Annotated in this window: 26 protein-coding genes; 13 read left to right on the forward strand and 13 right to left on the reverse strand. The window is 40.0% G+C overall.

Features of this window, described 5'->3' with window-relative positions; genetic code table 11:
• Nucleotides 1-121 precede the first annotated feature (121 nt).
• Complete coding sequence (locus H6G79_RS18960; RefSeq protein ID WP_190592690.1) at nt 122-1,711, reverse strand: glycoside hydrolase family 57 protein; 1,590 nt, start codon at nt 1,709-1,711, stop codon at nt 122-124.
• Nucleotides 1,712-2,416: 705 nt separating this feature from the next.
• Here H6G79_RS18960 and H6G79_RS18965 point away from each other — a divergent pair.
• Entirely contained in the window at nt 2,417-2,974 is a 558-nt protein-coding gene (locus H6G79_RS18965; protein WP_190592689.1) for a DUF2808 domain-containing protein, read from the forward strand.
• Between the two features lie 111 nt (nt 2,975-3,085).
• Here the strand turns inward: H6G79_RS18965 and hemW are convergent, their stop codons facing one another.
• Entirely contained in the window at nt 3,086-4,267 is a 1,182-nt protein-coding gene (hemW, locus tag H6G79_RS18970) for a radical SAM family heme chaperone HemW (RefSeq protein WP_190592688.1), read from the reverse strand.
• Nucleotides 4,268-4,516: 249 nt separating this feature from the next.
• Between hemW and H6G79_RS18975 the strand changes: the two genes are divergently transcribed.
• On the forward strand, nt 4,517-5,593 hold the full coding sequence (locus tag H6G79_RS18975; protein WP_190592687.1) for a PIN/TRAM domain-containing protein: 1,077 nt from the start codon (nt 4,517-4,519) through the stop codon (nt 5,591-5,593).
• 86 nt (nt 5,594-5,679) lie between these two features.
• Here H6G79_RS18975 and H6G79_RS18980 read toward each other — a convergent pair whose 3' ends face one another.
• From H6G79_RS18980 to H6G79_RS18990, 3 genes are all read right to left on the reverse strand, one after another.
• Nucleotides 5,680-6,717, reverse strand: a complete 1,038-nt coding sequence (locus H6G79_RS18980) for a protein rep (protein WP_313933931.1) — start codon at nt 6,715-6,717, stop codon at nt 5,680-5,682.
• 237 nt (nt 6,718-6,954) lie between these two features.
• Complete coding sequence (locus H6G79_RS18985) at nt 6,955-7,359, reverse strand: type II toxin-antitoxin system VapC family toxin (RefSeq protein ID WP_190592685.1); 405 nt, start codon at nt 7,357-7,359, stop codon at nt 6,955-6,957.
• The gene (locus H6G79_RS18990; RefSeq protein ID WP_190592684.1) at nt 7,360-7,647 is read right to left on the reverse strand and encodes a hypothetical protein; all 288 of its coding nucleotides are present in this window, start codon (nt 7,645-7,647) and stop codon (nt 7,360-7,362) included.
• 479 nt (nt 7,648-8,126) lie between these two features.
• Here H6G79_RS18990 and bcp point away from each other — a divergent pair, with 479 nt between their 5' ends.
• Together bcp and H6G79_RS19000 are read left to right on the forward strand one after the other, a co-directional pair.
• The gene (gene bcp, locus H6G79_RS18995) at nt 8,127-8,606 is read left to right on the forward strand and encodes a thioredoxin-dependent thiol peroxidase (RefSeq protein ID WP_190592683.1); all 480 of its coding nucleotides are present in this window, start codon (nt 8,127-8,129) and stop codon (nt 8,604-8,606) included.
• Between the two features lie 4 nt (nt 8,607-8,610).
• Nucleotides 8,611-9,426, forward strand: coding sequence for an EndoU domain-containing protein (locus H6G79_RS19000; protein ID WP_190592682.1), 816 nt, complete (start codon nt 8,611-8,613; stop codon nt 9,424-9,426).
• A 107-nt stretch (nt 9,427-9,533) separates the two neighbouring features.
• Here the strand turns inward: H6G79_RS19000 and H6G79_RS19005 are convergent, their stop codons facing one another.
• Together H6G79_RS19005 and H6G79_RS19010 are read right to left on the reverse strand one after the other, a co-directional pair.
• Nucleotides 9,534-10,970 (reverse strand): DUF4335 domain-containing protein, encoded by a 1,437-nt coding sequence (locus H6G79_RS19005; protein ID WP_190592681.1) that lies wholly within the window; start codon nt 10,968-10,970, stop codon nt 9,534-9,536.
• A complete protein-coding gene (locus H6G79_RS19010; protein ID WP_190592680.1) occupies nt 10,967-11,593 on the reverse strand; it encodes a DUF3038 domain-containing protein in 627 nt (208 codons plus the stop codon). Before H6G79_RS19010 ends, H6G79_RS19005 begins: the two co-directional genes overlap by 4 nt.
• 430 nt (nt 11,594-12,023) lie before the next feature.
• Between H6G79_RS19010 and H6G79_RS19015 the strand changes: the two genes are divergently transcribed.
• The 7 genes from H6G79_RS19015 to H6G79_RS19040 all read left to right on the forward strand — a co-directional run bounded on the left by H6G79_RS19015 (nt 12,024) and on the right by H6G79_RS19040 (nt 16,551).
• Nucleotides 12,024-12,542: an adenine phosphoribosyltransferase gene (locus tag H6G79_RS19015; RefSeq protein WP_190592679.1), complete on the forward strand. Its 519-nt coding sequence runs from the start codon at nt 12,024-12,026 to the stop codon at nt 12,540-12,542.
• Nucleotides 12,532-12,666: a hypothetical protein gene (locus tag H6G79_RS37375; RefSeq protein ID WP_277877276.1), complete on the forward strand. Its 135-nt coding sequence runs from the start codon at nt 12,532-12,534 to the stop codon at nt 12,664-12,666. Before H6G79_RS19015 ends, H6G79_RS37375 begins: the two co-directional genes overlap by 11 nt.
• A 52-nt stretch (nt 12,667-12,718) precedes the next feature.
• Nucleotides 12,719-13,759 (forward strand): ABC transporter permease, encoded by a 1,041-nt coding sequence (locus H6G79_RS19020; RefSeq protein ID WP_190592678.1) that lies wholly within the window; start codon nt 12,719-12,721, stop codon nt 13,757-13,759.
• Between the two features lie 195 nt (nt 13,760-13,954).
• Nucleotides 13,955-15,445 carry a hypothetical protein gene (locus tag H6G79_RS19025; protein WP_190592677.1) on the forward strand — a complete coding sequence of 497 codons (1,491 nt, stop codon included), beginning with the start codon at nt 13,955-13,957 and terminating at the stop codon, nt 15,443-15,445.
• 91 nt (nt 15,446-15,536) lie between these two features.
• Nucleotides 15,537-15,845: a BrnT family toxin gene (locus tag H6G79_RS19030; protein WP_199334058.1), complete on the forward strand. Its 309-nt coding sequence runs from the start codon at nt 15,537-15,539 to the stop codon at nt 15,843-15,845.
• Entirely contained in the window at nt 15,793-16,185 is a 393-nt protein-coding gene (locus H6G79_RS19035; protein ID WP_199334057.1) for a DNA-binding transcriptional regulator, read from the forward strand. The genes H6G79_RS19030 and H6G79_RS19035 overlap by 53 nt, the downstream gene beginning before the upstream one ends.
• An 84-nt stretch (nt 16,186-16,269) precedes the next feature.
• On the forward strand, nt 16,270-16,551 hold the full coding sequence (locus H6G79_RS19040; RefSeq protein WP_190592676.1) for a hypothetical protein: 282 nt from the start codon (nt 16,270-16,272) through the stop codon (nt 16,549-16,551).
• A gap of 89 nt (nt 16,552-16,640) precedes the next feature.
• On the opposite strand, the gene lspA is transcribed toward H6G79_RS19040, so the two are convergent.
• The 3 genes from lspA to cruF form a co-directional block, all read right to left on the reverse strand.
• Nucleotides 16,641-17,114, reverse strand: a complete 474-nt coding sequence (gene lspA / locus H6G79_RS19045) for a signal peptidase II (protein WP_190592675.1) — start codon at nt 17,112-17,114, stop codon at nt 16,641-16,643.
• Between the two features lie 80 nt (nt 17,115-17,194).
• Nucleotides 17,195-17,749, reverse strand: a complete 555-nt coding sequence (locus H6G79_RS19050; protein WP_190592674.1) for a biotin transporter BioY — start codon at nt 17,747-17,749, stop codon at nt 17,195-17,197.
• Nucleotides 17,750-18,000: 251 nt separating this feature from the next.
• Nucleotides 18,001-18,909, reverse strand: coding sequence for a gamma-carotene 1'-hydroxylase CruF (cruF, locus tag H6G79_RS19055; RefSeq protein WP_190592673.1), 909 nt, complete (start codon nt 18,907-18,909; stop codon nt 18,001-18,003).
• Nucleotides 18,910-19,432: 523 nt separating this feature from the next.
• On the opposite strand from cruF, the gene H6G79_RS19060 reads away from it, so the two are divergent.
• Complete coding sequence (locus H6G79_RS19060) at nt 19,433-19,879, forward strand: hypothetical protein (RefSeq protein ID WP_190592672.1); 447 nt, start codon at nt 19,433-19,435, stop codon at nt 19,877-19,879.
• Nucleotides 19,880-20,074: 195 nt separating this feature from the next.
• Here the strand turns inward: H6G79_RS19060 and rpmA are convergent, their stop codons facing one another.
• From rpmA to H6G79_RS19075, 3 genes are all read right to left on the reverse strand, one after another.
• On the reverse strand, nt 20,075-20,356 hold the full coding sequence (gene rpmA / locus H6G79_RS19065) for a 50S ribosomal protein L27 (protein ID WP_190592671.1): 282 nt from the start codon (nt 20,354-20,356) through the stop codon (nt 20,075-20,077).
• A gap of 24 nt (nt 20,357-20,380) precedes the next feature.
• Nucleotides 20,381-20,770 carry a 50S ribosomal protein L21 gene (gene rplU, locus H6G79_RS19070; protein ID WP_190592670.1) on the reverse strand — a complete coding sequence of 130 codons (390 nt, stop codon included), beginning with the start codon at nt 20,768-20,770 and terminating at the stop codon, nt 20,381-20,383.
• Nucleotides 20,771-21,195: 425 nt separating this feature from the next.
• Nucleotides 21,196-22,566, reverse strand: a complete 1,371-nt coding sequence (locus H6G79_RS19075; protein WP_190592669.1) for an ABC transporter substrate-binding protein — start codon at nt 22,564-22,566, stop codon at nt 21,196-21,198.
• Between the two features lie 129 nt (nt 22,567-22,695).
• On the opposite strand from H6G79_RS19075, the gene H6G79_RS19080 reads away from it, so the two are divergent.
• On the forward strand, nt 22,696-23,454 hold the full coding sequence (locus tag H6G79_RS19080; protein ID WP_190592668.1) for a YebC/PmpR family DNA-binding transcriptional regulator: 759 nt from the start codon (nt 22,696-22,698) through the stop codon (nt 23,452-23,454).
• Nucleotides 23,455-23,553 lie beyond the last annotated feature (99 nt).

Below are 23,553 nucleotides of genomic sequence, written 5' to 3' on the forward strand. Positions count from 1 at the left end.
GAAAGATAACAAACCACTATAGTACTGAGTACTGAATCAGTAAAAGATTACTCAACATTTTCCCACTTGGTAAATGTCATATCTTTTAACTCAGCACTCAGCACTTTCAACTCAGCACTCTTTATAAAGGACGATAAACGCGATAGTTGATTTCGGGGAAGATATTATCCATGACTTCGATTTTTTCTAGCCAACCACTGTCAACTTTACCGATTTTGACATCTTCATAAAGTTTATTAAAACGCATCAGGTGCGATCGCGTCCGGCGGACTGCATAAGGAACCATTGTTCCTGTCCGCATAATAAATGCCCAGTCAGAAGATTGTGCTAATAACAGTTCTCTTGCTGCTTGGTTTAGCGCCCGCCATTGCAATTCATCAGCAGGTTCCAACTTCGAGATTTCAATCATCCGTTCTGCGGCTTTGTGCAGATGGGGATAAATCCAAGCATTTGTTTCATTTAACCAATATTCGTGGAAACCTTTGTAACCCCAACTCGACTGAGAAGGACGGCAAACTTGCTGGCTGGGTTCGGCTCGGAGATAATCTGCCAAGTGAGTCATTTGATATGTACCTTGGTCATACCATGACTTACGGAATAGATAGTCAATAAACCAAGGGCCTTCATACCACCAATGTCCGAACAACTCAGCATCGTAGGGCGAAACAATAATCGGCGGACGCTGCATAATCCCATAAAGATGTTCAGCTTGCCGTTCGCGGTTATACATAAAGTTAGCAGCATGTTCGGCAGCTTTTTCCCTTGCCCAGTATGGATCATATAGTGCCTTATCAGATAAACCTAAACCGCGTCCGGTAATTTTATGGTATTTAATCCCCGTATTTTTGCGCTGACCATTGGGCATGATATAGGGTTTGATATACTCATATTCTGCCTCCCAGCCCAAATCTTTGTAAAATTCTCGATATTCGGCTGCACCAGGATAGCCCACCTCAGAAGACCATACCTGTTGTGAAGATTCATGGTCTCTACCAAACGCTGCTACCCCTGTTTCGGTAAAAATCGGCGCGTAGCTACCAAAACGCGGACGGGGACGAGCGTAAAGAATACCATGACCATCGGTGAGGAAGTAACGCAAGCCAGCATCAGCCAGCATTCTCTCCAGTCCTTCATAATAAGCGCATTCTGGCAACCAAATACCTCTAGGGGGACGACCAAAGGTTTGTTCGTAGTGTTCACAAGCTACTTGAATTTGCGCCCACACGGCTTGGGGATACATTTTCATCAATGGCAAGTAGCCGTGAGTAGCGCCACAAGTGATAATTTCTAAGTTATTGCTATCTTGGAATTGCTTAAAAGCAGTTACCAAATCACCGTTGTAGCGTTCCCACATTTCCCGCGCTTCGTTAAACTCAGTGGCGTAGTGTTCCGCGAGATAACGAATATGCCCATTGTTAACGTTATGCTCAATTTCTAGTTCTGTAAGTTCCTCTAATTTGGCTAAGTGAGCATCATAGCGTTCTTGCAATAGGGGATCACGTAGCATCGACACCAAAGGCGGTGTCATACTCATAGTGATTTTAAAGTCGATGCCGTCTCGCTTTAAGCCTTCAAAGACTTTTAGTAAAGGAATATATGTTTCGGTAATGGCTTCATAAAGCCATTCTTCCTCCAGCACATAGTCACTTTCTGGGTGACGAACGAAGGGCAGGTGTGCGTGAAGTACAAGCGCGACGTAGCCAATAGCCATAGTAATTTCGGGGTGATACTTGTAAATTTAAGGTCGAGGGGTTTAGCAGAAATTAACAATATTTTAAGACCTTCTGGGTATCGTCGCAGTCTGATTGTATTGAGAAAGTTGACTGTGGCAGATAGGGGAATCAGGCAGAAGGCTGAAAGATTATGCACGCAGGTTGTTTGTGGAGAATGGGTGTAGGGGTGAAAGGGTATGGGGTGCAAGGGTTTTAATTACCTATACCCCTTTACCATCCTTTCAAACCCAGATTTTGCGTATCGCTGTGTAAGTCCTGGTATTAAGTCTCAGATCCCCGACATCTTGAAGAAGTCGGGGATCTCTTGGTTCACAAATTTAGTATTATCTTGATTTTTTTAGTTTTTTGGAAAGAAAAATTATAGTGTATGAGCTCAATTCAATAGTAGTTAATTGAAGTAATTTTACTGAGGTAAAACACCCCAGATGGAGAGGCATTTCCTTAAATTATACATATTTGAATACCCCTAAAACTATCGTCTTATGAGACATACAACCCGTGAAAATCTAGAATAATTACTACTCATTTTTAGCTATTACTAACATAAAAAAATAATTGCTATACTGAAAAAACATTGAAAACAGACAGAAATCACTCAGCAAATTTATAGACAGTTGCTGAGGGTTAGGTATGGGTAAGACAACCCATTTCATGAGTTAACGAGTTAGACAAAAAATAAAATTATGAAGTACATCAGCAGCCTTTTAAGCACGCTGTTTGTTGGTGTAGGCATCTGTTCCTTACCTCAGTTTGCAGCGAATGCAGTTACTTTGGGTAGTGGTGCGATCGCTTTTGCTCAACCACCAACTCTAGTCAGTGCTAGTACGCCATACAATGAAACGAGTGTGTCGGATACGACATACTACTTTACCGTCAAAGTACCAGCCGCCGCCGGGGAATCTCTGCAACAGGTGACTTTTACTCAAATATCAGGCGCAGAAGAGATTGAATTTAATTCCAATGATACATTTGCTTTTGTGGGAACACGCGATCGCCGTGGCGAAAAGTTAGCCCTCAAATCGGTGGTTAGCAACGACAAACAAAATTTCACCGTCACCTTTGCTAACCCTGTACCACCAGACCAAACAGTAACCATCGGTTTGCGGACTTACCGTAATCCTTTTAATGATGGTGTCTACTTATTTGGCGTAAAAGCATTCCCATCTGGACAAGAAACCGTTGGTCAATTTCTCGGCGTAGGTCGTCTGCAATTTTATAAAGACACTTACTTAGAAGGATAGGAAGTGGAGATTAGGGAGTAGAGAGTAGAAATTTTCTACTATTAGCTATTATCTTTCCAGATATCACCTAACTAGCCTCTATTCCCTAATCCCTTACCTTAACAAAAACAATTAACCCAACTGATTAAATAAATCAGCCAAAATTACATTAGAAAATAAAAATCCTTCTGGGTCTGTTAATTGCAACCTTCCTTCTGTAACTTTTACCCAATCTTTCTCAAGGTAAGGTTGCAAACATTGATAAATTTCCCCTATTTTCTCTTTACCAAACTCTGCTTGTAAGCTGGAAAGACTCACACCTTCAGCCAAGCGCAACCCCAACATTAAGGTTTCTAACAATACCTCGACTGCTGGAGTGATTTCACAGTCAATTTTGCAGCCTGCTTGTACCCATTGATAATATTCCTGAGTTTTCCGGGGGCGCGTGAAGCGTTTTTTGTTAGTGTAACTAGCTGCGCCCATCCCAAAGCCATAATAAGGGCGGTTTTCCCAATAAACGCGATTATGCTGACACTGGTGTCCAGGACGGGCATAATTAGAAATTTCATAATGGGCGTAACCTGCACCAGTCAAGACTTGCTGTCCCATTTGGTACATTTTGACAGTGGTTTCATCTGTTGGTAGAGGATTATCCCCTGGTTTGTAATAGCGATTAAAAGCTGTGCCTGGTTCAATGGTTAAATCATAGATAGATATGTGCGTCGGGTTGGTCGCCACGGCTTTTGCTAAAGAATCCGACCATTGATCTAAAGACTGATGTGGCAACCCAGAAATTAAATCTAGACTAAATTCGGGAATCTCGACTTTGTGAATTAGTTCAACAGCTGCAAAGATATCTTTAACGGAATGCGATCGCCCAGCTACTTTTAACAATTCTTCTTGAAAGGCTTGTACACCCAAACTCACCCGATTTACACCCAAACTCCGATAGCCAGAGATATGCGCCAAATCAAATGTACCTGGATCTACTTCCATTGAAATTTCAACTTGGGGCGCAATTCCAAAACGTTCTTCTAAAGCTTCTAGTATTTGTGCCAACTGCTGAGTTGATAGCAGTGAAGGAGTACCACCACCAAAGAAAATTGTCTGCAAAGATTGACCAAAACTAGGTGTATGGGCAATTTCTTGGCATAACACCTCTACGTAATGGGAGATTGTACCCGATGTTTCACCCCGTTGGCGATCGCCCACCACAAACACCGGGAAATCGCAATAAAAGCACCGTCGTCTGCAAAAAGGAATATGTACATAAGCAGAACTGACCATGCTAGAAACAGCAAATTTTTGATTCATTGTCAGCAATAATTACTTAACTTAACAAAGCATTACAAATTGCCAAAATAAAAAGTTTGTTTATGTTTTTTTATCGTTTCACAACAAAACCATGCAAAATATTAAAATAAAGCTCTTTAGTTATAATATTTGCAGATATTCCCTGCTTCCGCCCTTAGTCTAAGTCAATATTCATTGTTGTCTCTTAGCGATGAAGTCAGATGTTTTTGATTTCATCGGGTAAAACAATTGCAGGAAAACAACACAACCATGCTTGATGCCATTATTATTCTCTCATTCATTTTGGCAGCAGCAGGCATAGGTTTCTACAGCACCGATCTGCTACCTGATGGCACGCTAGATCGAGTGACCAATCTAGAAGCTTTACGCCTCACAGTTGCCGTCTTTGCCGCCATTATTGGCGGTGCAGTTGGACTGAGTTTTCAGACGACTTATCGTCGCCTAGAGGCACAAGTCCGGGAAATGCCACTGGAAGCCATCTTAACCCGTGCCATTGGATTAGTCATTGGCTTACTACTAGCAAACTTAATGCTGGCTCCGTTATTTTTGCTACCTATACCGCCAGATTTTAGTTTTATTAAACCCTTAGTAGCAGTTGTTGGTAGTATTATTTTAGCTGTTACAGGTATGAATTTGGCAGATACCCACGGACGCGGATTACTGCGATTAATTAATCCGAATACTGTGGAGACAATGGTAGCAGAAGGTACATTAAAACCTGCCAATACCAAAGTTTTAGATACTAGCTGCATAATTGATGGTCGGATTGAAGCACTACTAGAAACAGGGTTTTTAGAAGGGCCAATCATCGTGCCACAATTTGTCTTACAAGAATTGCAGCAAGTAGCTGATGCCAGTAAAGACCAAAAGCGAGTCCGGGGAAGACGCGGTTTAGAAATTCTTAACCGCATTAAAGAAGCTTACCCAGAACGTATTTTAATTAACCCCATCGACTACGATGATATTGCCACCGTAGACGCGAAATTAGTCCGCTTTGCCCAAGAAATCAACGCAACACTACTAACCAACGACTACAACTTGTCAAAAGTAGCCAGCGTGCAGAAAGTACCTGTGTTGAACGTCAACGATTTAGTTAATGCCGTCCGTCCGACTTATTTACCAGGCGATAACCTCGACCTCAAAATTCTCAAAGAAGGTAAAGAACCAAGTCAAGGTATTGGCTATTTAGATGACGGCACAATGGTTGTCGTAGAAGAAGGGAGTAGTTATGTCGGGGGTGAACTGCGGGTAGTAGTCACCAGCGCCTTACAAACCTCCGCCGGACGCATGATTTTTGCCAAACCCCAAGCTTCAGCATTGGCGTGAGGGAAATGTCTGGTTCAATCACAATTAAATCATGCACAAGTAATGCGATCGGTGTAGTAACCCTGCACCGATTATTTTTTTTGGTTTTATAAATTAAAGACTAAATTAAAGACTAAATTTAAGGTTGTGTTAGTTGCGCTCATTATTTTAAATTTCTGTGATTTGCGATTCCATCTAAAAGACACAGTTTCCTGATTTACCTCATTCATCTCTTCACTACCATTAATGAGGTCTTGGTTATTTTCCTCTAACTCCTGCATATAATGTCTGAGTACACCCCCAACAGCAACTGCTCTGGTTTTGTGCAACTGGCGGGTTAACTCTAAAAACCATTCTCTATCAGCTACTAAGTCTGATTCCTTCACCTGATACTTGAGAATTTCAGGAATTAATATTTTGGGGTCATGGTGTTTTGCGATCGCGCTAATATGAACGACTGGCTGGTAATCAATTCGTAAGCACTGCTGCCATAATGCCACCCATTTGGCTTGAGACAAGTAGCCATGACTAAAATAAGAAGGCTGCACCATTGCCAAAATATGTAAATGTGGATGTGCAGATACTCCATCCCTACCCTTAGTTACTTCTAGCGATTTAATCCAACCCTTTGCAGGCCAAGCTTTCAATTCAGATAATCGCTTAAAAGCTTTGTTCATCTCATCCAAGGTTTTTCTGAGTTCCAAAATTTGGCAATTCTTTACTGTCAAAGTGATAAACAACCAACGATACTTGGAATAATCTGTAACAACTTGTGGCAATATTTTATAAGCTTTGGCTTTCCACATGAGCGATCGCCGCCACTGACAAACAGGACAGTGACGAACCCTGCAAAATCTTGTTTGGAATAACTTGAGTTTGACAGTTCCATCCGCCTCTTCTGAAGAGAGTTGAAACTCTAAAAACTCAGAACAAGTTTTGATTCGCCAAGCATAATTGTTTAACGTATGATCAACTGCTGTAGCGTAATAATTAGAAATCAGTTCAGCATTAGTTCTATGTTTATCCCAAGTTTTACCTATATTTGTAATATCGCTTAAACTCAATGAATTTTGAGGTTTGCTAAATTGGTTTAGCGATAATAAGTTAAAGTCAATAATATTGATATCTGATTGTTGAGCAGACACAAAGATTCTGTAAGTTGTTTGGTTAACAAATTTCAAACTAACATTAACTCAAACATCAAGCCTCAGTGATAATACAGCACAATTCCATTTTTTTAAACCCAATTAGGCAATTCCTCATAATACTTAAAAACAGTTTGCTTTTTCTCTAGCGCAGCTAGATTTACTCTAATGTCTTTGCCTAGCTACATTTGTTAATATGCGAAAATCAAAACTATTCAACTAAGATAATATGATAACTTAAAAAGTTAACCAATTTTCTAATTGTAAATCTTTAACTCTGCTTAAATCAGAATCGTGAGAAACTAAAATTAAATTATTAACTATAGCGGTAGCAGCTATCAAAATATCTGCATCCTGAATAATTGTGCCTCTGCCTTTTAAGTCAGCATAAATTTCTGCGGCTTTTTGAAAAATTCTAAGATCATCCAAAAATAAAATAGGATAATCTTGGCAAAATTGTTGAAACAAAGCTAATTTTCTAATGGTATTGCTACTTAACAACCCTCTTTGAATTTCATAGTATGTTATGCCACTAATACCCAGAAATTCACCTTTTCGCCTTATTTCTGTAATTTTCAATCCTATTTGAATGTTTTGTTTTAGTGATGCTGAAACAATATTAGTATCTAATAAATAACCCATCTATCCTCGTTTTACAGCTTCATCAAAAAGTTGCATTTGCTCTGGTGTAAAATCATTGAGCATTCCTGAAACTAAATGTAAAGATAAAATACTTTTTACCCGTTTTGTTAATTCTTCTTCAGAAATACTATTAATATCTGGAACAGAGCTTGGGTCAAAAGTACGATTAATTAGTTCAATCATTTCTCGTTTATCTAAGTTTTCTTGATAAATAGGATTATTATCAATTAATATTGTGACAATTTCGGTTAATTTCTGAAAGTTAGATTGATAATTAATCAAAGTCATATTGAAAAACCCTCAAAATAAGGCAATTAAATTCTATGTTAGCAGCTAGAATTTAACTGAAAATATAGAAATTGACAAAAAACAGATGCTTCCTTTGTGGAGGCGGCTTGCCGCAGGCTACGCAGATGGATGCAGATAAATTTGTACCTCAGCAGACTGGTAAATGCTATATGTGACTAAAGAGTATTAGTAATCGAAGTCACCACCGCCCATACCAGCACCAGCAGCAGTAGAAGCAGCGCCTTACAAACCTTTGCCGGACGCATGATTTTTGCCAAACCCCAGGCTTCAGCATTGGCGTGAGGGAAATGTCTGGTGCAATTACAATTCAATTATGCACAAGTAATGCGATCGCTGTAGCAACCATTTTTTATGAAGTAAGTAAATTGCAATCAATATGTAAGTCAATCTACATTAAATATAATTGCAAAAAAATTCATAACAGGCATAATCAATAACGTGAAGATTTTAGTCATACCATGAGCAACATTCCCCAAGCTGGACAACCTGCCCCTATTTTTACTACACCAGACCAAAATGATAATTTAGTCAGCTTAGATGATTTTAGTGGTCAATGGGTTGTCCTTTATTTTTATCCTAAAGATGACACCCCTGGTTGCACCACAGAAGCCCAAGACTTTACCCAATTAAATTCAGAATTTAGCAAATTGGGAGCTAAAATTATCGGCGTTAGCCCAGATTCTATTAAATCTCATTGTAAGTTTATCAACAAACATAACTTGTCAATTACCTTGTTGAGTGACCCAGAACACCAATTAGCAGATTCTTATGGTGCGTGGCGATTAAAAAAGTTTATGGGTAAAGAATATATGGGAATTGTTCGCTCAACTTTCCTCATTTCCCCAGATAAAATCATTGCTTATGCTTGGCCGAATGTCAAAGCCAAAGGTCATGCTCAAGCTGTACTCAATAAATTATCAGAATTAGCAAATCATTAAATATATGAACCCAACACGCCTGATAATTAGTAAATTAACTTTACTGGCAATAACTTGCATATTCGGAGTGCAAAATTCTGCCCTGTCCCAGTCTCCAACTCCCGCACTTTTGCCATTTTTTGATGATATTAATAACCCAGTTCCAGTTGGATTTCCCAGAGGACAGCAGTTAGATATTTCGCCAAAACCGCCTATACTCAATGCTTTTGATGGTTCGGTTCTGAAAACTTGTGGTGCGATTGGTACAAGAGTCCAACCCAATCAGTTTAAACAATTACTATTATCTTATCCCAATGTATTGCGAAAAATTCAACAAGCTAGTGGTGGCGAAATCCGTTCTGGTCGCCGCAGTCAAAACCAATTTCTTGAAGATTTAACTAATGTTTGGTTTAAGAATAAAGGATTTGAACATATTTTTTGTGGTGAAATCTATAACGCCAATGATATTGGTGGGTTACATTTTGCTGGCAGATATTTGCAACTCCAAAACTCAGGTATGGCTGGCAGATTACCCAATAATCAAAGGCGGGAAGAAGTTGTTCCAGGTGTTATCTATACCTTGGGAGTAGTGATTAAACAAAATAACAGAACCGTTACAGATGTAATTAAGGGCTATAGTTATCTCAGCAATGCCGAAGAAATGTTAATTGATGCCACTAGAGCATTTAAATTACAAGGAAATCAAGAAGGGGCTTGTATTTATAATGTTCGTGACTCAGAAACAGGTACAACCTTTCCTACTGTTTTTGTCAGAAAAAACAAAGCAATTGTGACTTTTTATCCTGATGCTACTCCCCAAGGGACAAAATGTAGAAATTGATCCCTAGTTGCAGTCAAAGATAGTAATTTAGGGTGAGAGTAGGGAGTAGGGAGTGGGATATTCGTTCCACCCAACCTACATTCATTTTTTCTATCAACTCTCACCTATCACTGATACCCCTTCCAAGGAGTAACTTCCAGTTTGCCATTAGGATTAAACACTACTTGGAAATGAGCCAGAGGTTCTTGGTTGTTTGGTGCTGCGCCATTGGAACCATAAACAGATTGAAACATATTTGGCAATGGTGTTTCACGGAAATGATCAAAGGCAACTTGATTTAATGGTTCATAATCAGTGATGATGCCATCTTTATTGATGGCGACTCGATAGCGTAAATCTTTGGTGTAGCTGGGAGTACCTTTCCAATTTTGGCGAATTGTGTTGTATAGCTTTTCGTTTAATTCTTTAACGGTGTTAGCATCTGTAATTTTCTGCCCTACTACCTGTGGTGTACCAGCATAACCGCGCCAAGGACTAACTTCTAACACCCCTTTGCTAGTAAACACTACTTTAAATTGGGCTATGGGTTCATTATTAATTGCCGAACGTTTTGCCGGGTTGTAAAGCAGTTTAGGTAATGGAGTGAAATTAACGCCTTCATTTGACCCTTGATTTACTGCCTTATAACCAACGATCGCACCATCACCAGCTACACCAACACGATAGACTAAATCTTCCTTGACTGTCGAGCGATCGCTCCAAGCCGGGTCAATTTGATTCCACACCTGACGATTTAAAGCCCTTAGTTGAGATGGGTCAGTAATTTCGGCTGTTGTATTTAATAAGGCTTCTAAATCGGTGGTTGGGGGTGCGGTGGCGGCTGTAGTTGGAGTGGCGCTGGGTGTCGCTGTCGGTGTGGCGCTGGCTACGGGAGTTGTTGCTGCGGTGGGGGTAGGAACAGCAGTTGTCGTTGGTGTGGGAGTGGCGCTGCTTTGGGTTTCTGGTGTGCGGACTTGGGGGGGTGGAATCAAACTAAAAGCAACCGCCGCAACAGCTACACTCGCAACTCCAATACTGGCTGGTAGTGCTTGCTTGACGACAAGTTCACTAGCACCACTGTAGCGTCGGGGTATTGGTTGTAATTCTAGGGCTAACTCCGGTAGGGTTTGGGTATCGGCAAAAAATTGATCTACTGCTTCTACTAAATCAAACAACTGCACCGTATTCATATCAATTTGAATCGGTGATTTATTTGCCTGAGAACCCAAAGCTTCAGTACTGCTTTCAGAATGTACAATTAGCCGATGACGGTTATGGTCAATTTTTTGCAGTTCTACTAATTCTGAGTCTTGGTTATGGGCTTGGGGGTTGGGGATATTGCTTAAAAATTCTTGTCCATAAGCACTCACAGCCCTCACCAAACTTTCAAAAAATTCTCGACCTCCCACTAGAGGCTGCTTATAACCAGATATATAGCATTCTACATTGACCAATATCGATAATTCTGGGCGGAGTTCTTGTAAATGTGCTGCCCTGGAAGCATCGCTTAAACCCTCTAAAAGCAACGTACAGTTAGGTAAACTGTATTTCCGTTGAATGTTCATTCCACTTCCCCATCAAAAAGACTAATCCAGAATCGCTGCATTCCGGCCGTACCAGTACAAAATAGAAGTTTTTCTAACAAATTAATGGCTAACTCATCTAATTTTTCATCAGATGTTAATGCTAGTACCCCAGAGCGCCGCGCATTCATTCTGCTTTTAAAATGCACTCGAAAGCGTTCTAGGTAATTAGATAAACGCAAGTTTTGTTCCAGGGGGATTTGTTTTTCATTCATTTGCTGATATATCATCAGCATCTGACGGATGACCACGGTTAACCGCCGTGCAATGTAGCAAGCAATAACTACTAAAGCCTTGGCTTCTATAATTGTTAAGGGTCTGCGGATATTAGCGCGGCGCATGGGGTTAGAGCTACGCATCCGCCATAAATTTACCCGATTTTTAATAATATCTTTTAAATCCAACTCTTCTGCAAAGGCCAAAATTGCTTCGGAACCACCGAGTTCTAAAGCTTCAATGGCCAATAAGATGAGGTCGATTTGTAGCCGAGTTCTGGGCGGACATCCTTGTCCTGCGATCGCCGGATCTGGTAACGTATCCAGAATCATAGGCGTTGATGCAGGTGCGGGACTGTTGAACGGCGTTAAGCTCGCGGAGACATTCATTCTATAAATTACCTTGTGCGCTTCCAACAGACTAGATACACTAGTACAACTAAATTTAAGATAAGTAGCCAAAAAATAACATTAAACCTGTGGCAGTAGCCATAATACCTGACGTATACATGACTTAACTTGTTCTACTCCAAAGCTCTCATATACTTAAATTTCCCTTTTTACAGCATCAGTTTACCTTCTTGTATTGAGTACCATTCCATAATTTAAGCTTGGTGTAGATTCTCACTATCGTCAATGGATGATGATACTAGAGCCTCAAATCTAGCGTATGACATTATAGTGTACGATTTTTCTGGGAATGGGAATTGGCAAGAGAAAAGTCTCAAGTATGAACTTTAAAGTCTGAAATTTCAGGTTTTAGCCTTGATTCATGACCAATCCTACTCCCCACTCTCTACTCCCTATTCCCTAACTGTTTATGGACTTAAAATCTCTAATTCGTGAAATTCCCGATTATCCCAAGCCCGGTATTTTATTTCGAGATATTACTACTTTACTGCGCGATCGCGACGGATTGCGATACACTATTGACTTTTTCACAGAAAAATGCAATGAAGCGGGATTTCAAGCAGATTATGTGATTGGGATGGAGTCACGGGGATTTATTTTTGGCGCTCCCCTAGCTTATAAATTAGGGGCTGGGTTTATTCCCGTCCGCAAAAAAGGCAAGTTACCTGCTGCGGTTCACTCTATTGAATATGAACTAGAGTACGGTACTGACTGTTTAGAAATGCACCAAGACGCGTTGCATCCAGGGAGCCGCGTTTTAATTGTGGATGATTTAATTGCTACAGGTGGTACAGCCAGTGCAACAGCCAAGTTAGTTCAAAAGCTTGAGTGTGAACTCGTAGGTTTTGGGTTTATTATCGAGCTACGGGATTTACAAGGGCGGAATAATCTCCCTAATTTGCCGATTATCTCGTTAATTGAATATTAGTCAATGGTCATTAGGAGCCAGTGCTTTGGGGAGACAGCGCGATGGGCGGGTTTCCCGACTTAAAGCGACTGTCGTCGGCTTCGCCGACTCCCTCACTGGCGTTCATTGGTCATTAGTCATTTGACTAATGGCAAAGGACAGAGGACAGAGGACAGAGGACAGAGGACAAAATAAAAATGACAGCTACAAAAATTTCCTTGGAGACCAGTCGAGATTGGCTAATTCGGCTAATTACGAGTGAAACTTTTATTTATGTGATGAAACGGGTATTACAAGCGTTGTTTACCTTACTTTTGGCATCGGCGCTGTCGTTTTTCATCATCAAATTGTCTCCAGGAGATTATGTAGATACTCTGCGACAAAATCCCAAAATTTCCCCAGAACGAATTGAGGAAATTAGAAGACAGTTTGGGTTAGATAAGTCTTGGCCTGAGCAATATTTCTTGTGGTTGTGGCGGATATTTACCAGAGGGGATTTTGGTACAAGTTTTGTCTATCAGCGTTCTGTAGCTTCCCTGTTATGGGAACGTGTACCGGCAACCTTATTATTAGCGATCGCTTCTTTAATTGTGACATGGGCGATCGCTATTCCTCTCGGCATTGTTGCAGCTGTGAAGCAAAATCGCCCAACAGACCGCATCTTACAAGTCATTAGTTATGCCGGACAAGGCTTTCCCAGCTTTATCACGGCACTATTTTTATTAATCTTTGCCCAATTTACCTCGCCTTTATTTCCCGTCGGTAGTATGACCAGCATTAATCATGCTGATTTATCCTGGTTTGGTAAAATTGTTGATATCGGCTGGCACATGATTTTACCCACAATTGCCTTGAGTGTTACCAGTTTTGCTGGTTTGCAACGCATTACCCGTGGGGAATTGTTAGATGTTCTCCGTCAAGATTATATCCAAACAGCCCGCGCCAAAGGACTGCCAGAAAATCGCGTCATTTACGTTCATGCACTCCGTAACGCTATTAACCCCCTAATTACTTTGCTGGGTTTTGAGTTAGCCAGTTTATTAGGCGGTGCATTCATCGCCGAACAGTTCTTTAACTGGCCAGGTTTAGGGAGATTAACCTTACAGGCGGTTATCGCTAAAGACCAATACTTAGTTATGGCGAGTTTAGTGATGAGTGCGGTGCTGTTGAACGTCGGTAACTTACTCGCAGATTTAATGTTAAAAGCAGCCGATCCTCGAATTAAGTTAGATGCTTAGATATTGAGTCAATGGTCAATAGTCATTTGTCTATTTAGTTGACTCCTGAATCATGCCGTATAGCAAATCATAAAATGCTAAGTGCTGAGTATACAATCAGTAGGTAGATAAAAGGTTTTCATCAATCAACACTGTCTTAACCTAAGTGACTACGGCTATATCTTTAAATAAAGAATTATCTATAAATCTTTTATAATGATGATTAATTCACCAATAGGTCAATCATTTCAAACTGATTTTTCTTATCAAGGCAATGCTAAAATTCATTTTAGTAACTCTTCAGAAATTGAAACTGATTGCCTAATAAAAGTTGAAAAATCTGGCAAATGTAACATTGAAATAAATTTACAGAATACAGAGATAAATCAAAAAATTCAGAGTATTCAGGTTAAAACTCTTTCAGAAGATATATGTATTAATTCAAATATTTATATTTTACCAAGAGATTATGATCTCACTGATATAATACGTAGTCAAGGAATTAATCTCATTTTATCAACTGATAAATTTGAGGTAGAAACACATGAACATCAGCAACTAACGCCTAAATATTGGATAATACCTTTGACTAACTTGATAACAGATTTTAGTCAAAGAGAAATTTTAGAAACAGATGTAAATAGATTTTATCCTCATCGTTTAATCAACTTTAAATATAACAATAGTCAATGCTGGATAGAACCTTTACCTGATTATGACCACAGAAAAAATAGATTAAATTTAGAACAAGAGCATTGTACTATAACATCAATCATGGTTGGTGAAGTAGGTTCTATGTCTATTGCTACTGCTGATGTAGAAAGAAATTTTCCCTTTGATTTATTATATGTTTTAGGATTAGCTACGGGAACAGAAGTACAAGTGCCTTGGATTGAATTTAGAGATGAAAATTATAAACTTGTAAAACGAATTCACCATAATATATATCCTTTACCATATATTAAAGGTCATGTTGCTATCAAAGGTAATGAACCTGACCCGAATAGTGGAATCGGAACATTACTAGAAAAATCTTTATCTTCATCTCATTTTAGACAATCATATTTACGCGGTAGTTTAGAGTTGACTATTCAGGCAGGAGATCCAAAACAGCGTTTATCAAATAGAAAAGATTTATTAATTCGAGCTTTAGAAAGTTTGTGTAAAAAATATGAAGTTAATAATCAAATTTTGAACAGTGGTTTAAATGATGCTCAAAAGACTCAATTGAATACAATTATTAATGATGTTGTTACACAAATAAAAAGTATTACTGAATCAGGAAGCGAAAGAAATATTCTGAATAGAATTGCAGAGAGAATAAGAAACAGTACAAAAAAAGACAATGATTTTGGATTAGCCGTTGTTTATTTACTCAATCGTCCTGAATTTCAATTACAAGATGCTACTATCATCGACGACCATTATCATAGAAATCCGCGCACAGATGGTCGAAAATCTTTTGCTGGAATTTTATCTTATTACAGAGGAGCTGTATTTCACGAAGGTTACTTTAACTTTGATAGCAAATATGACTTTGAAGATGTAGTTAGATATCTTAAGCATCTTCACGATATTTTAATTCGTATTAATTTAAAAATGCTTAACTACGATGGGAATTATCAAACAGTAGTTTCAAATAAATCCTCTAAGCATGTAAATTGGGTAACTAATATGACACAAGCCGAAGAATTAGGGTACAAATAAACAAAAATTATGTCATTAGCCTATTGATTTGTTAAGGGGTTCATCTTGTCTTATCCAGTAGACGATTGACTAAACTACTGATATCCCGTATATGATGAATGATGCAGATAACTTTGAATGGGATAATCAGAAAGCCATTACCAATTGGCAGAAGCATGGCGTTAGTTTTTCTCAGGCAATCAAAGCGTTTAACGACCCATTTGCCATAGAACGCTTTGATGAGCGTGAAAATTATGGAGAAGAGAGGATCAATCTGATTGGTATGTGTGATGGAGTATTGCTGCATATCACTTATACCGAGCGCGGAGAGCGCATCCGATTAATATCAGCCAGAAAGGCAGAGAAGCATGAACGAAACGACTATTACCGCGAAAATGCACAAGGATGGGACGATACTTGAGGTCTTGCCAGACGGTAGCGAAAGACCATTTCCAGAACAGCCTATGCGTGATATGACTGAAGAAGAAATTCATGCGGCAGCTGTGAGTGACCCTGATGCTCGTCCGATGACAGAAACTGAGTTAAGCAACGCTAGACGTGTTCCCCGCGTTAAAACTATACGCCGCGCCTTGCGATTGACACAAGAAGAATTTGCTGCGCGTTATCAAATTCCCCTTGGCACATTGCGGGACTGGGAGCAAGGACGCAGTGAGCCAGACCAGACTGCAAAGGCATACCTCAAAGTCATTGCTGCTAATCCCGATGCTATCTATCAAGCATTGCAAGCTATTCCCCATTAAGAGCCTATATTCTGTTTTACTGGTTGTGGAGTATCAGAAGCGTTAGCTCTCAAATTGACTGATATCAAGTCTGGAACTATCAATATGCTTTCCGACGTTTATTATCTAGTGCGTTCCAAAACAGATGGTCGTTATTTAACAGCACGTCCCAACTCGGAAGAGTTAGGTTACATATTACTGTTTCGAGAAAATTTTGATGCTTTAAGCTATCTCAATACTCATGCAGCAGAGGTAGCAAGCCGCTTTGCTGTAGAGTCTCTCCCTGAAAGCCAACTCAGCAGCTTGCTCAAACGCTGGGGTTTTCTTGGAGTAGCGATTGTTACTGACCCTCTTTTACCCAAAGTAGAATTTTTACAGCATGGTTGAGTAGAGTCATTGGTCATTCGTCATTGGTTAATGGTCAATAACACCAAGCTCTCCCCTACTCCCCTGCGGTCTTTTGCTAGAAATTAAAATCACCTTCTCCGGGGGGGAGTGGGTGTTTTTTGAAACGAGGCTATCAGTAAACAAACAATACCTATACTGATAAATGAATCGGCAATATTAAATACAGCAAAATTAATCAACCGTAAATCTAGAAAATCTACTACATAGCCTAAAACAAAGCGATCGATACCATTACCCATCGCCCCGCCTAAAATTAAACCATAACCCAACTGATCCCAACGACTGAGCATTGAGCCGAACAAACCCAAGGCGATTAATACTAAACTGACTCCTAAAGATAACCAGCGTAACCACTCCACCTTGCCACTGAATAGGCTAAAAGCTGCGCCAGTGTTAGTCACATAAGTAAAGTGAAATACCCCTGGGATGAGTGGTAATGTATCTCCTAATTTAAAGGTTTGGACAACCCAATATTTAGTCAGTTGATCTAAGAAAAAAGCGATAAAGGCAGCAATCCAAAACAGGCGATTTTTTAAATTCATAGTGAGTTAATTCAGCGTCATTAGTCATTGGTCATTAGTCATTAGCTTTTGACAAAGGACAAATGACAATGGACTAATAACTAATAAAACATTAAATGGCGTAATAAATAAGCGATTGAGGTAACAGCACAAACTACAGCTAATTGTCCTGGTACGGCAAACCACGAGTATTTCAGAATTGCTTGGATTAAGGAGAGATTTTCTGTACCTTGCCACTGAAAAAAGTAACTCATGGTCAAATAAGTAATACCGCAGAAGTGAATGGTTAACAAGCCACAAATACAACTAAATGCCAAAGATTCTAGTTTTGGCCTGGCTTGAAACGCCAAAAATCCACAAATCCACGCTCCAGGAATAAAGCCTAAAAGATAGCCAAACTGGGACAGTCTGACATAACCTAGACCTCCACCTTCGGAGAATACAGGCAATAAAGTTAATCCCATAACTAAGTACGCAATTTGTGAGAGCGCCCCAGCATTCTGCCCTCCCAAACAACCTACTAGTAAGACGGCACCAATTTGAAAGCTAACACCTAAAGAAAAGGTTTGAATTCCATGTTGAGTCCAACTCCAAGGCCAGGTGATACTATATGCTTCCAAAAATGTGCCACCCATTGTTAGGAGTAAGCCAATCATAGACCATAATAATTGAACGGTTCCCACAATATCTGTACTTTCAGCTATGAATCTCTTAAATATGCTCAAAGACGGTAATTTTTAGGTTTTAAGTAAATTAACTAGAATATGTTTATCCTCAAGAACTATGCTTAATCAGTTTTAGATCCCCGATTTCTTGAGGAAGTCGGGGATCTAGTTGTTCGTCAATGATTGAGGATGGGGTACTGAGAGGAATTTCCCCTTTATCCCCGCCTGTTGCCAAGTGTTTACTACTTCAAAGCAACTTCGATGCTGGCTACAGAAACTTCTTTAGTTGCTGGTTCAAGGGTAACTTGATTATTCGCTGCGGATGCTTTCCACCACAAGATAATCGCGGGGGTAACACCTAAAACTAAACCCAGCAATACGGGAATAGAGAAACCAGCAGCCAAGCTCATCACGGTAGCAAAACCAAAGTTACTTAAGTAGACTACTAAAGGTAGATTTAGTTGCGATCGCTCAAATTTAATTGGCTGATTTTTCCACAACAATGCTGCTACTGTCATGAATACTGCACCAGTACCTAACCAACCAGCAAAGTTTTGATAAGGCATTCCAAAGAAAGCGCCTGGTTGTTGCCAATACCAGAAGGGTAGGGTAGTTTGACTCATGGCTGGGTCTAGCACAAAATCCCAGGAGGTTAGCAGCAAAGAACCCAAGCCAATTGCGCTAATATGCCGCCACAAGCTTGGTTTTGTATCTACTTCTAAGCCAGCACGAGCTAACAAGTAAGATACACAGCCTAAATAAAACCACGATAAGGGAATTGTAAAGGGAACTAAACCACCTATTTTATATCCCAAGCCGCTTAAATATTGATAGTGACCAAAAGGAAAGCCTGTACTGGTTCCTAATAATTCACTAGTTAAAGAAATTAATACAGCAGGCAGCAGAAATGCCATAGCACGACCCACACCCAATGTCCGCAAGGCATACAACAATACAGCTGCTGCACCCAAAATCATATAAACTACACCACCACCAGCCATACTCCACTGCATGGCAGTCTGTCCAAATTCAGACAAGTTCAAAATGAGTTCGGCATTGGGTACAACCAATAATATTCCTACTAACCCAAACACCATTGACACAATATGACCGATGAGGCTTACACGCTCAACGACAACAAGTTGTTTCATGACAATTCCTTAATCAGATGTGATACTTTGCTACTCTGCTGCTAACAGTTTACAAATGTTTACGAAAATATTTAACTAGTTTGTACCGTAATTATTGGGAAATTTAGAGAATTTGCGGACGGACTATTGATTACGTTTGGCAAAAATAGGATGATAAACATATAGTCTAAGTCATTCTCGTCGAAATATACTCAAACTAACCCAGCTTTCTGGAAGAAAGCGATCGCCTTTACTCCCGCCAGCATCACAACTCCTACAACTATGGTCATGTCGGCTAAAAGACACATGAGCAACACCGCAGGAGATTAGAGTCAAGGCTTTTGCGCTTTACCCACTGATGCACCCATATCAAAACCAAGTAGTTGATTATGATACATCAGAAATCAGAATATGGTTTCTATCTAGCTTTAATGACTCAACCTGTATAGTTTACTGACTGGTAATCTGCTGCATCAGTTGAAGTTTTTGGTCATGGAAAATTTATTTAAAGCATCACTTTACTTATTCATCATGAGAGCAACTTATGTCTATTTTCAAAAACCTTCCCTGGACATCACTATTATTAGTACTGATTAGTTATAGTACCCTGGGCTGGGTGTTATCAGAAGCACACATGCCTTTGTCTCTTTGGATAGTCATCGTAGTTGGGATATTAGTTTTACTATCAAGTTTAGCTATTCCCTTTTTAGCAATGGCTAATTACTCTAGTGTATTTTTTGAGTCTAGTATCAAAACTTTTTTTATTGCCGTGTTTGGGGCATTTTTATTTTTCCTGATGGTTGCTTGGTTTCGCCTCTTTCTCGATACCTTACTCATTATTGCTGCGGCAATTTTAGCAAAAATTGATTTTTACACAGCCGGATTTAATGGTAGATCAGCCTTTTTAATTACATCCTTATTTTCATTGGTAGGTATAGCTTGCGGTGCAATTCTCCACGAGGAATTTGCTATATACACATCTATGCGTTGAAGGAGGCAGAAGGCAGGAGGTTTTTATTCAGCTATAGGATTCAGACTCCTCCTGAATAATAGCCACCAAATTAAAAATTTGGTGCGGTGTATAACCTCCTAACTCCTGCCTTCATTGATAAATAAATGAGGGTGGAAGTGACCAACCCTCATTTGTTATCAACCATTCTGGCTAATTAATCACATAACCAAGCATTTAGCTGGCTACGGCTTCAGTGGGTGCAGCGACTGGATAAATGCTGACTTTCTTGCGAGATTTGCCTTTTCTTTCAAAGGTGACAACGCCATCAATTAAGGCAAACAAAGTATCATCGCTACCGATACCTACATTGTTACCGGGGTGAAATTTTGTGCCACGTTGACGTACAAGAATATTACCTGCACGCACAACTTGACCACCAAAGCGTTTGACACCTAGACGCTGGGCATTAGAATCACGACCGTTGCGTGTACTACCTGTTCCTTTCTTATGAGCCATAATTTCCTTGTTATGCTTATTTTTCTATGATTCAGCAGTGGTTTCCGCAGAGGAATCATCAGCTACAGCCGCCGCTTCCGATGCTGTAAATACCTGACCATCGAGAGTAATGGAGTTAATCAACAGTCTGGTAATTTCTTGGCGATGACCACGTTTTTTGCGGGTTTTCTTCTTCGGCTTCATTTTGTAGACTATGACTTTGCGTCCTCGGAAATGGCGCAATACAGTTCCTTCTACAGTTGCCCCAGATACTAGAGGCTGACCGATGCTGAGTCCACCGTCATGTTGTACTAGTAGTACAGAATTTATTGTAACTTTTTCGTCTGGTTGGGCAGTTAGCAGTTCAATGTCGTAAAAACGACCAGGCTCAACTTTAAGTTGTTTACCACCAGTTTCAATAATTGCGTAGGTCATTAAATTGTCCTTGGAGTTGCCGTACAGGTAGCTAACAAAAATCTCTTGTAGAGAAGGCGATATATCAAAACTTGATGAATCGCTGTGGTTAGCCTTTGTGGTGTGTCTACCTGATCCGAGCAGGAATAAGACAGACAATCTAAAATCATAATTTATTTATATGGCTAACGTCAATATAAATATGCACAAAGGTTGTCTGTGGAGAATTGGGTAAGGGTTTGAGTAAGTAATTGATTTTTCGTCTTATTGTGTAAGTTCTGTGGTATGTGAGAGTCAATTGAGTAAATTTACAGATTATTTTTTTAGAATTTGCGTAAAGTTGGTGAATGCGGCTGAAGTTAATAGTGACACAGAACAGCACCAACAGAATCTGAGCGGAAGATGTCACTGCTCAGATTTTTCCCTTGATTATGGTTATTTTGGAGTTATTTAAAGATTAAATCTAGCCGTTGCTGACTAGTTTGAAGTGCTTCTGTTGGCGAAAGTTTACCCAGTAACACAGCTTCTACTGCCCGTCCGATACTATCGGAAATGCGATTGTAACCAGGAAAAATCGGGCGACTCCGGCCATACTCTGCCTGTGCTAAAAAGACTTGTAATTGTGGTATTTTCTCGATAAATTCTTGATATTTGGCGCTTTGGCGGGATTTTAAGTTAATTGGTAGATAACCTGTTCCGAGGGCTAATTCTGTTTGAAAATCAGCACTCATGGCATATTCCGCAAATTTGAAGGTTGCTTTTTGGCGTTCTGGCGTAGTTTTGAATAAGAAGAGGTTTTCACCGCCAATATTTGTAGCGGGTTTTTGGTTTACTGGCAGGGGAAACACCCCACAATCAACATTAGTATCTTGAAATTGACCTAAATTCCAAGGGCCATTGATTTGCATTGCGACTTTACCCGATAACAAGGGGTCTGTTTCATAACCTCGTTCTGGGGCAGATAACATTGTGGAACCGTCTGTAATTAAGTTACGCCAAAATTGTAAAGCTGCGATCGCTCCGGCATTTTCCGTTAATCTCACACCTGCGGGATTTTGGGCATCACCAGTCACCAACTCACCGCCACTACTCCACATAAATGGCAACCAACTAAAAACTGTAAATTCACCTTTACCCAAGGGCAGAAACATTCCATACTGGTCTATCTGCCCATCATTGTTAAAATCACGGGTTAATTTTTGGGCCACTTGGCGAAATTCTTGCCAATTGCGCGGAATTTCTGTAATTCCTGCCGCTTTAAATAAACTTGGACGGTAAAAAATGCCCAGGTTATTGGTAGCAAAGGGAACTGACCATAACTGGCCTTTGTATTCCATTGCCGCATATAAAGTTGGGTCAATTTCGTTTTTAACTGGGGAATTGGCTAACATCTCATCTACAGGAATTAGCGCCCCTAGTTCCACCAATTGTCCAGCAATAGTTGGGTTGTACCACAATAAATCCGGTGGGGCATTGCCAACAACAGCAGCCAAAATTTTTGGTGTTTGCTGATCCTGTTGCCCAATGTATAAAGATTCGACTTGAATATCTTTATGGGTTTGGTTAAATTTATCTACCAACTTTTGTAAGACATCTCGATTTTGTGGTGGATTCACCCCATGCCATAAAGTAATATGAGTAATCTTACCTGCTTCTACTCTAGAACGCAGAGTTTGACATCCACTTAAAGCAACTATGCCTATGAGCAGTAATAGAAGTGATTGCTGAAGATATTGTGGCAATTTCTTTTTGCTGCGCCTAAATGTGCGACTAGTACGCAAAAATCGTGCCAAAATTCGTTGGAGAAGATGAATCATTAATTTAACAGGGAATAGCAACTCTTGAAGAATGAAAGTTAAATTTCTATACTTCAGACTTCAGACTTCACACTTCATACTTCACTTGTATATCCTAATCTTTGGAGATAGCGGAAATAGTTACAAGTTATGGCAGGTCATAGTAAATGGGCTAATATTAAGCGCCAAAAGGCTGTAGTGGATGCTAAAAGAGGAAAAACTTTCACGCAGTTATCGCGGGCTATTATTGTGGCGGCGAGAAATGGTGTACCAGACCCGGCGGGGAATTTTCAACTACGTACAGCGATTGAAAAGGCGAAGGCGGCGGGTATCCCCAATGATAATATTGAGCGAGCGATCGCTAAAGGTGCAGGTACATTTAACGGTGATAACCATAGCCTGGAAGAAATTCGCTACGAAGGTTACGGCCCCGGTGGTGTGGCAATTTTAGTTGAAGCCTTGACTGATAATCGCAATCGCACGGCGGCTGATTTACGGGTGGCTTTTAGTAAAAACGGCGGTAACTTGGGTGAGACTGGTTGCGTTAGCTGGATGTTTGACCAAAAAGGCGTGTGTGTTGTCCAGGGTGTGGTTGATGAAGACCAGCTTTTAGAAGCATCTTTAGAAGGCGGCGCTGAGTCTTATGAAATGACCGAAGATGAAACGGCGGAAGTATTCACCGAGGTTGCTAATTTAGAAATTCTCAACAAAACCCTGAAAGACAAAGGCTTTAAAGTCACTGATGCCGAATTGCGCTGGATTCCCAGTAATAATGTAGAAGTTACAGATTCTGATCAGGCGCGATCGCTCCTCAAATTAATTGATACTCTAGAAAGCTTAGATGATGTGCAGAATGTCACATCTAATTTTGATATGTCAGAACAGTTATTGGCTGTGAGCGTTGTTTAAGCATCTAGAAACCAGGTGGTAAACAGTTGGTCATTTTTGCCCAATTTGACACAGAAAATTTATATGCAGAACAAAATAATGACACACTGCTTTGCGATA

This window comes from Anabaena sp. FACHB-83 (assembly GCF_014697485.1).
Lineage (GTDB): Bacteria > Cyanobacteriota > Cyanobacteriia > Cyanobacteriales > Nostocaceae > Nostoc_B.

Coding starts and splice junctions, on each gene's coding strand:
- H6G79_RS18960 (WP_190592690.1), bottom strand. CDS start 1,711: ATGGCTATTGGCTACGTCGCGCTTGTACTTCACGCACACCTGCCCTTC.
- H6G79_RS18965 (WP_190592689.1), top strand. CDS start 2,417: ATGAAGTACATCAGCAGCCTTTTAAGCACGCTGTTTGTTGGTGTAGGC.
- hemW (WP_190592688.1), bottom strand. CDS start 4,267: ATGAATCAAAAATTTGCTGTTTCTAGCATGGTCAGTTCTGCTTATGTA.
- H6G79_RS18975 (WP_190592687.1), top strand. CDS start 4,517: ATGCTTGATGCCATTATTATTCTCTCATTCATTTTGGCAGCAGCAGGC.
- H6G79_RS18985 (WP_190592685.1), bottom strand. CDS start 7,359: ATGGGTTATTTATTAGATACTAATATTGTTTCAGCATCACTAAAACAA.
- H6G79_RS18990 (WP_190592684.1), bottom strand. CDS start 7,647: ATGACTTTGATTAATTATCAATCTAACTTTCAGAAATTAACCGAAATT.
- bcp (WP_190592683.1), top strand. CDS start 8,127: ATGAGCAACATTCCCCAAGCTGGACAACCTGCCCCTATTTTTACTACA.
- H6G79_RS19000 (WP_190592682.1), top strand. CDS start 8,611: ATGAACCCAACACGCCTGATAATTAGTAAATTAACTTTACTGGCAATA.
- H6G79_RS19005 (WP_190592681.1), bottom strand. CDS start 10,970: ATGAACATTCAACGGAAATACAGTTTACCTAACTGTACGTTGCTTTTA.
- H6G79_RS19010 (WP_190592680.1), bottom strand. CDS start 11,593: ATGAATGTCTCCGCGAGCTTAACGCCGTTCAACAGTCCCGCACCTGCA.
- H6G79_RS19015 (WP_190592679.1), top strand. CDS start 12,024: ATGGACTTAAAATCTCTAATTCGTGAAATTCCCGATTATCCCAAGCCC.
- H6G79_RS19020 (WP_190592678.1), top strand. CDS start 12,719: ATGACAGCTACAAAAATTTCCTTGGAGACCAGTCGAGATTGGCTAATT.
- H6G79_RS19025 (WP_190592677.1), top strand. CDS start 13,955: ATGATGATTAATTCACCAATAGGTCAATCATTTCAAACTGATTTTTCT.
- H6G79_RS19030 (WP_199334058.1), top strand. CDS start 15,537: ATGATGAATGATGCAGATAACTTTGAATGGGATAATCAGAAAGCCATT.
- H6G79_RS19035 (WP_199334057.1), top strand. CDS start 15,793: ATGAACGAAACGACTATTACCGCGAAAATGCACAAGGATGGGACGATA.
- H6G79_RS19040 (WP_190592676.1), top strand. CDS start 16,270: ATGCTTTCCGACGTTTATTATCTAGTGCGTTCCAAAACAGATGGTCGT.
- lspA (WP_190592675.1), bottom strand. CDS start 17,114: ATGAATTTAAAAAATCGCCTGTTTTGGATTGCTGCCTTTATCGCTTTT.
- H6G79_RS19050 (WP_190592674.1), bottom strand. CDS start 17,749: ATGATTGGCTTACTCCTAACAATGGGTGGCACATTTTTGGAAGCATAT.
- cruF (WP_190592673.1), bottom strand. CDS start 18,909: ATGAAACAACTTGTTGTCGTTGAGCGTGTAAGCCTCATCGGTCATATT.
- H6G79_RS19060 (WP_190592672.1), top strand. CDS start 19,433: ATGTCTATTTTCAAAAACCTTCCCTGGACATCACTATTATTAGTACTG.
- rpmA (WP_190592671.1), bottom strand. CDS start 20,356: ATGGCTCATAAGAAAGGAACAGGTAGTACACGCAACGGTCGTGATTCT.
- rplU (WP_190592670.1), bottom strand. CDS start 20,770: ATGACCTACGCAATTATTGAAACTGGTGGTAAACAACTTAAAGTTGAG.
- H6G79_RS19075 (WP_190592669.1), bottom strand. CDS start 22,566: ATGATTCATCTTCTCCAACGAATTTTGGCACGATTTTTGCGTACTAGT.
- H6G79_RS19080 (WP_190592668.1), top strand. CDS start 22,696: ATGGCAGGTCATAGTAAATGGGCTAATATTAAGCGCCAAAAGGCTGTA.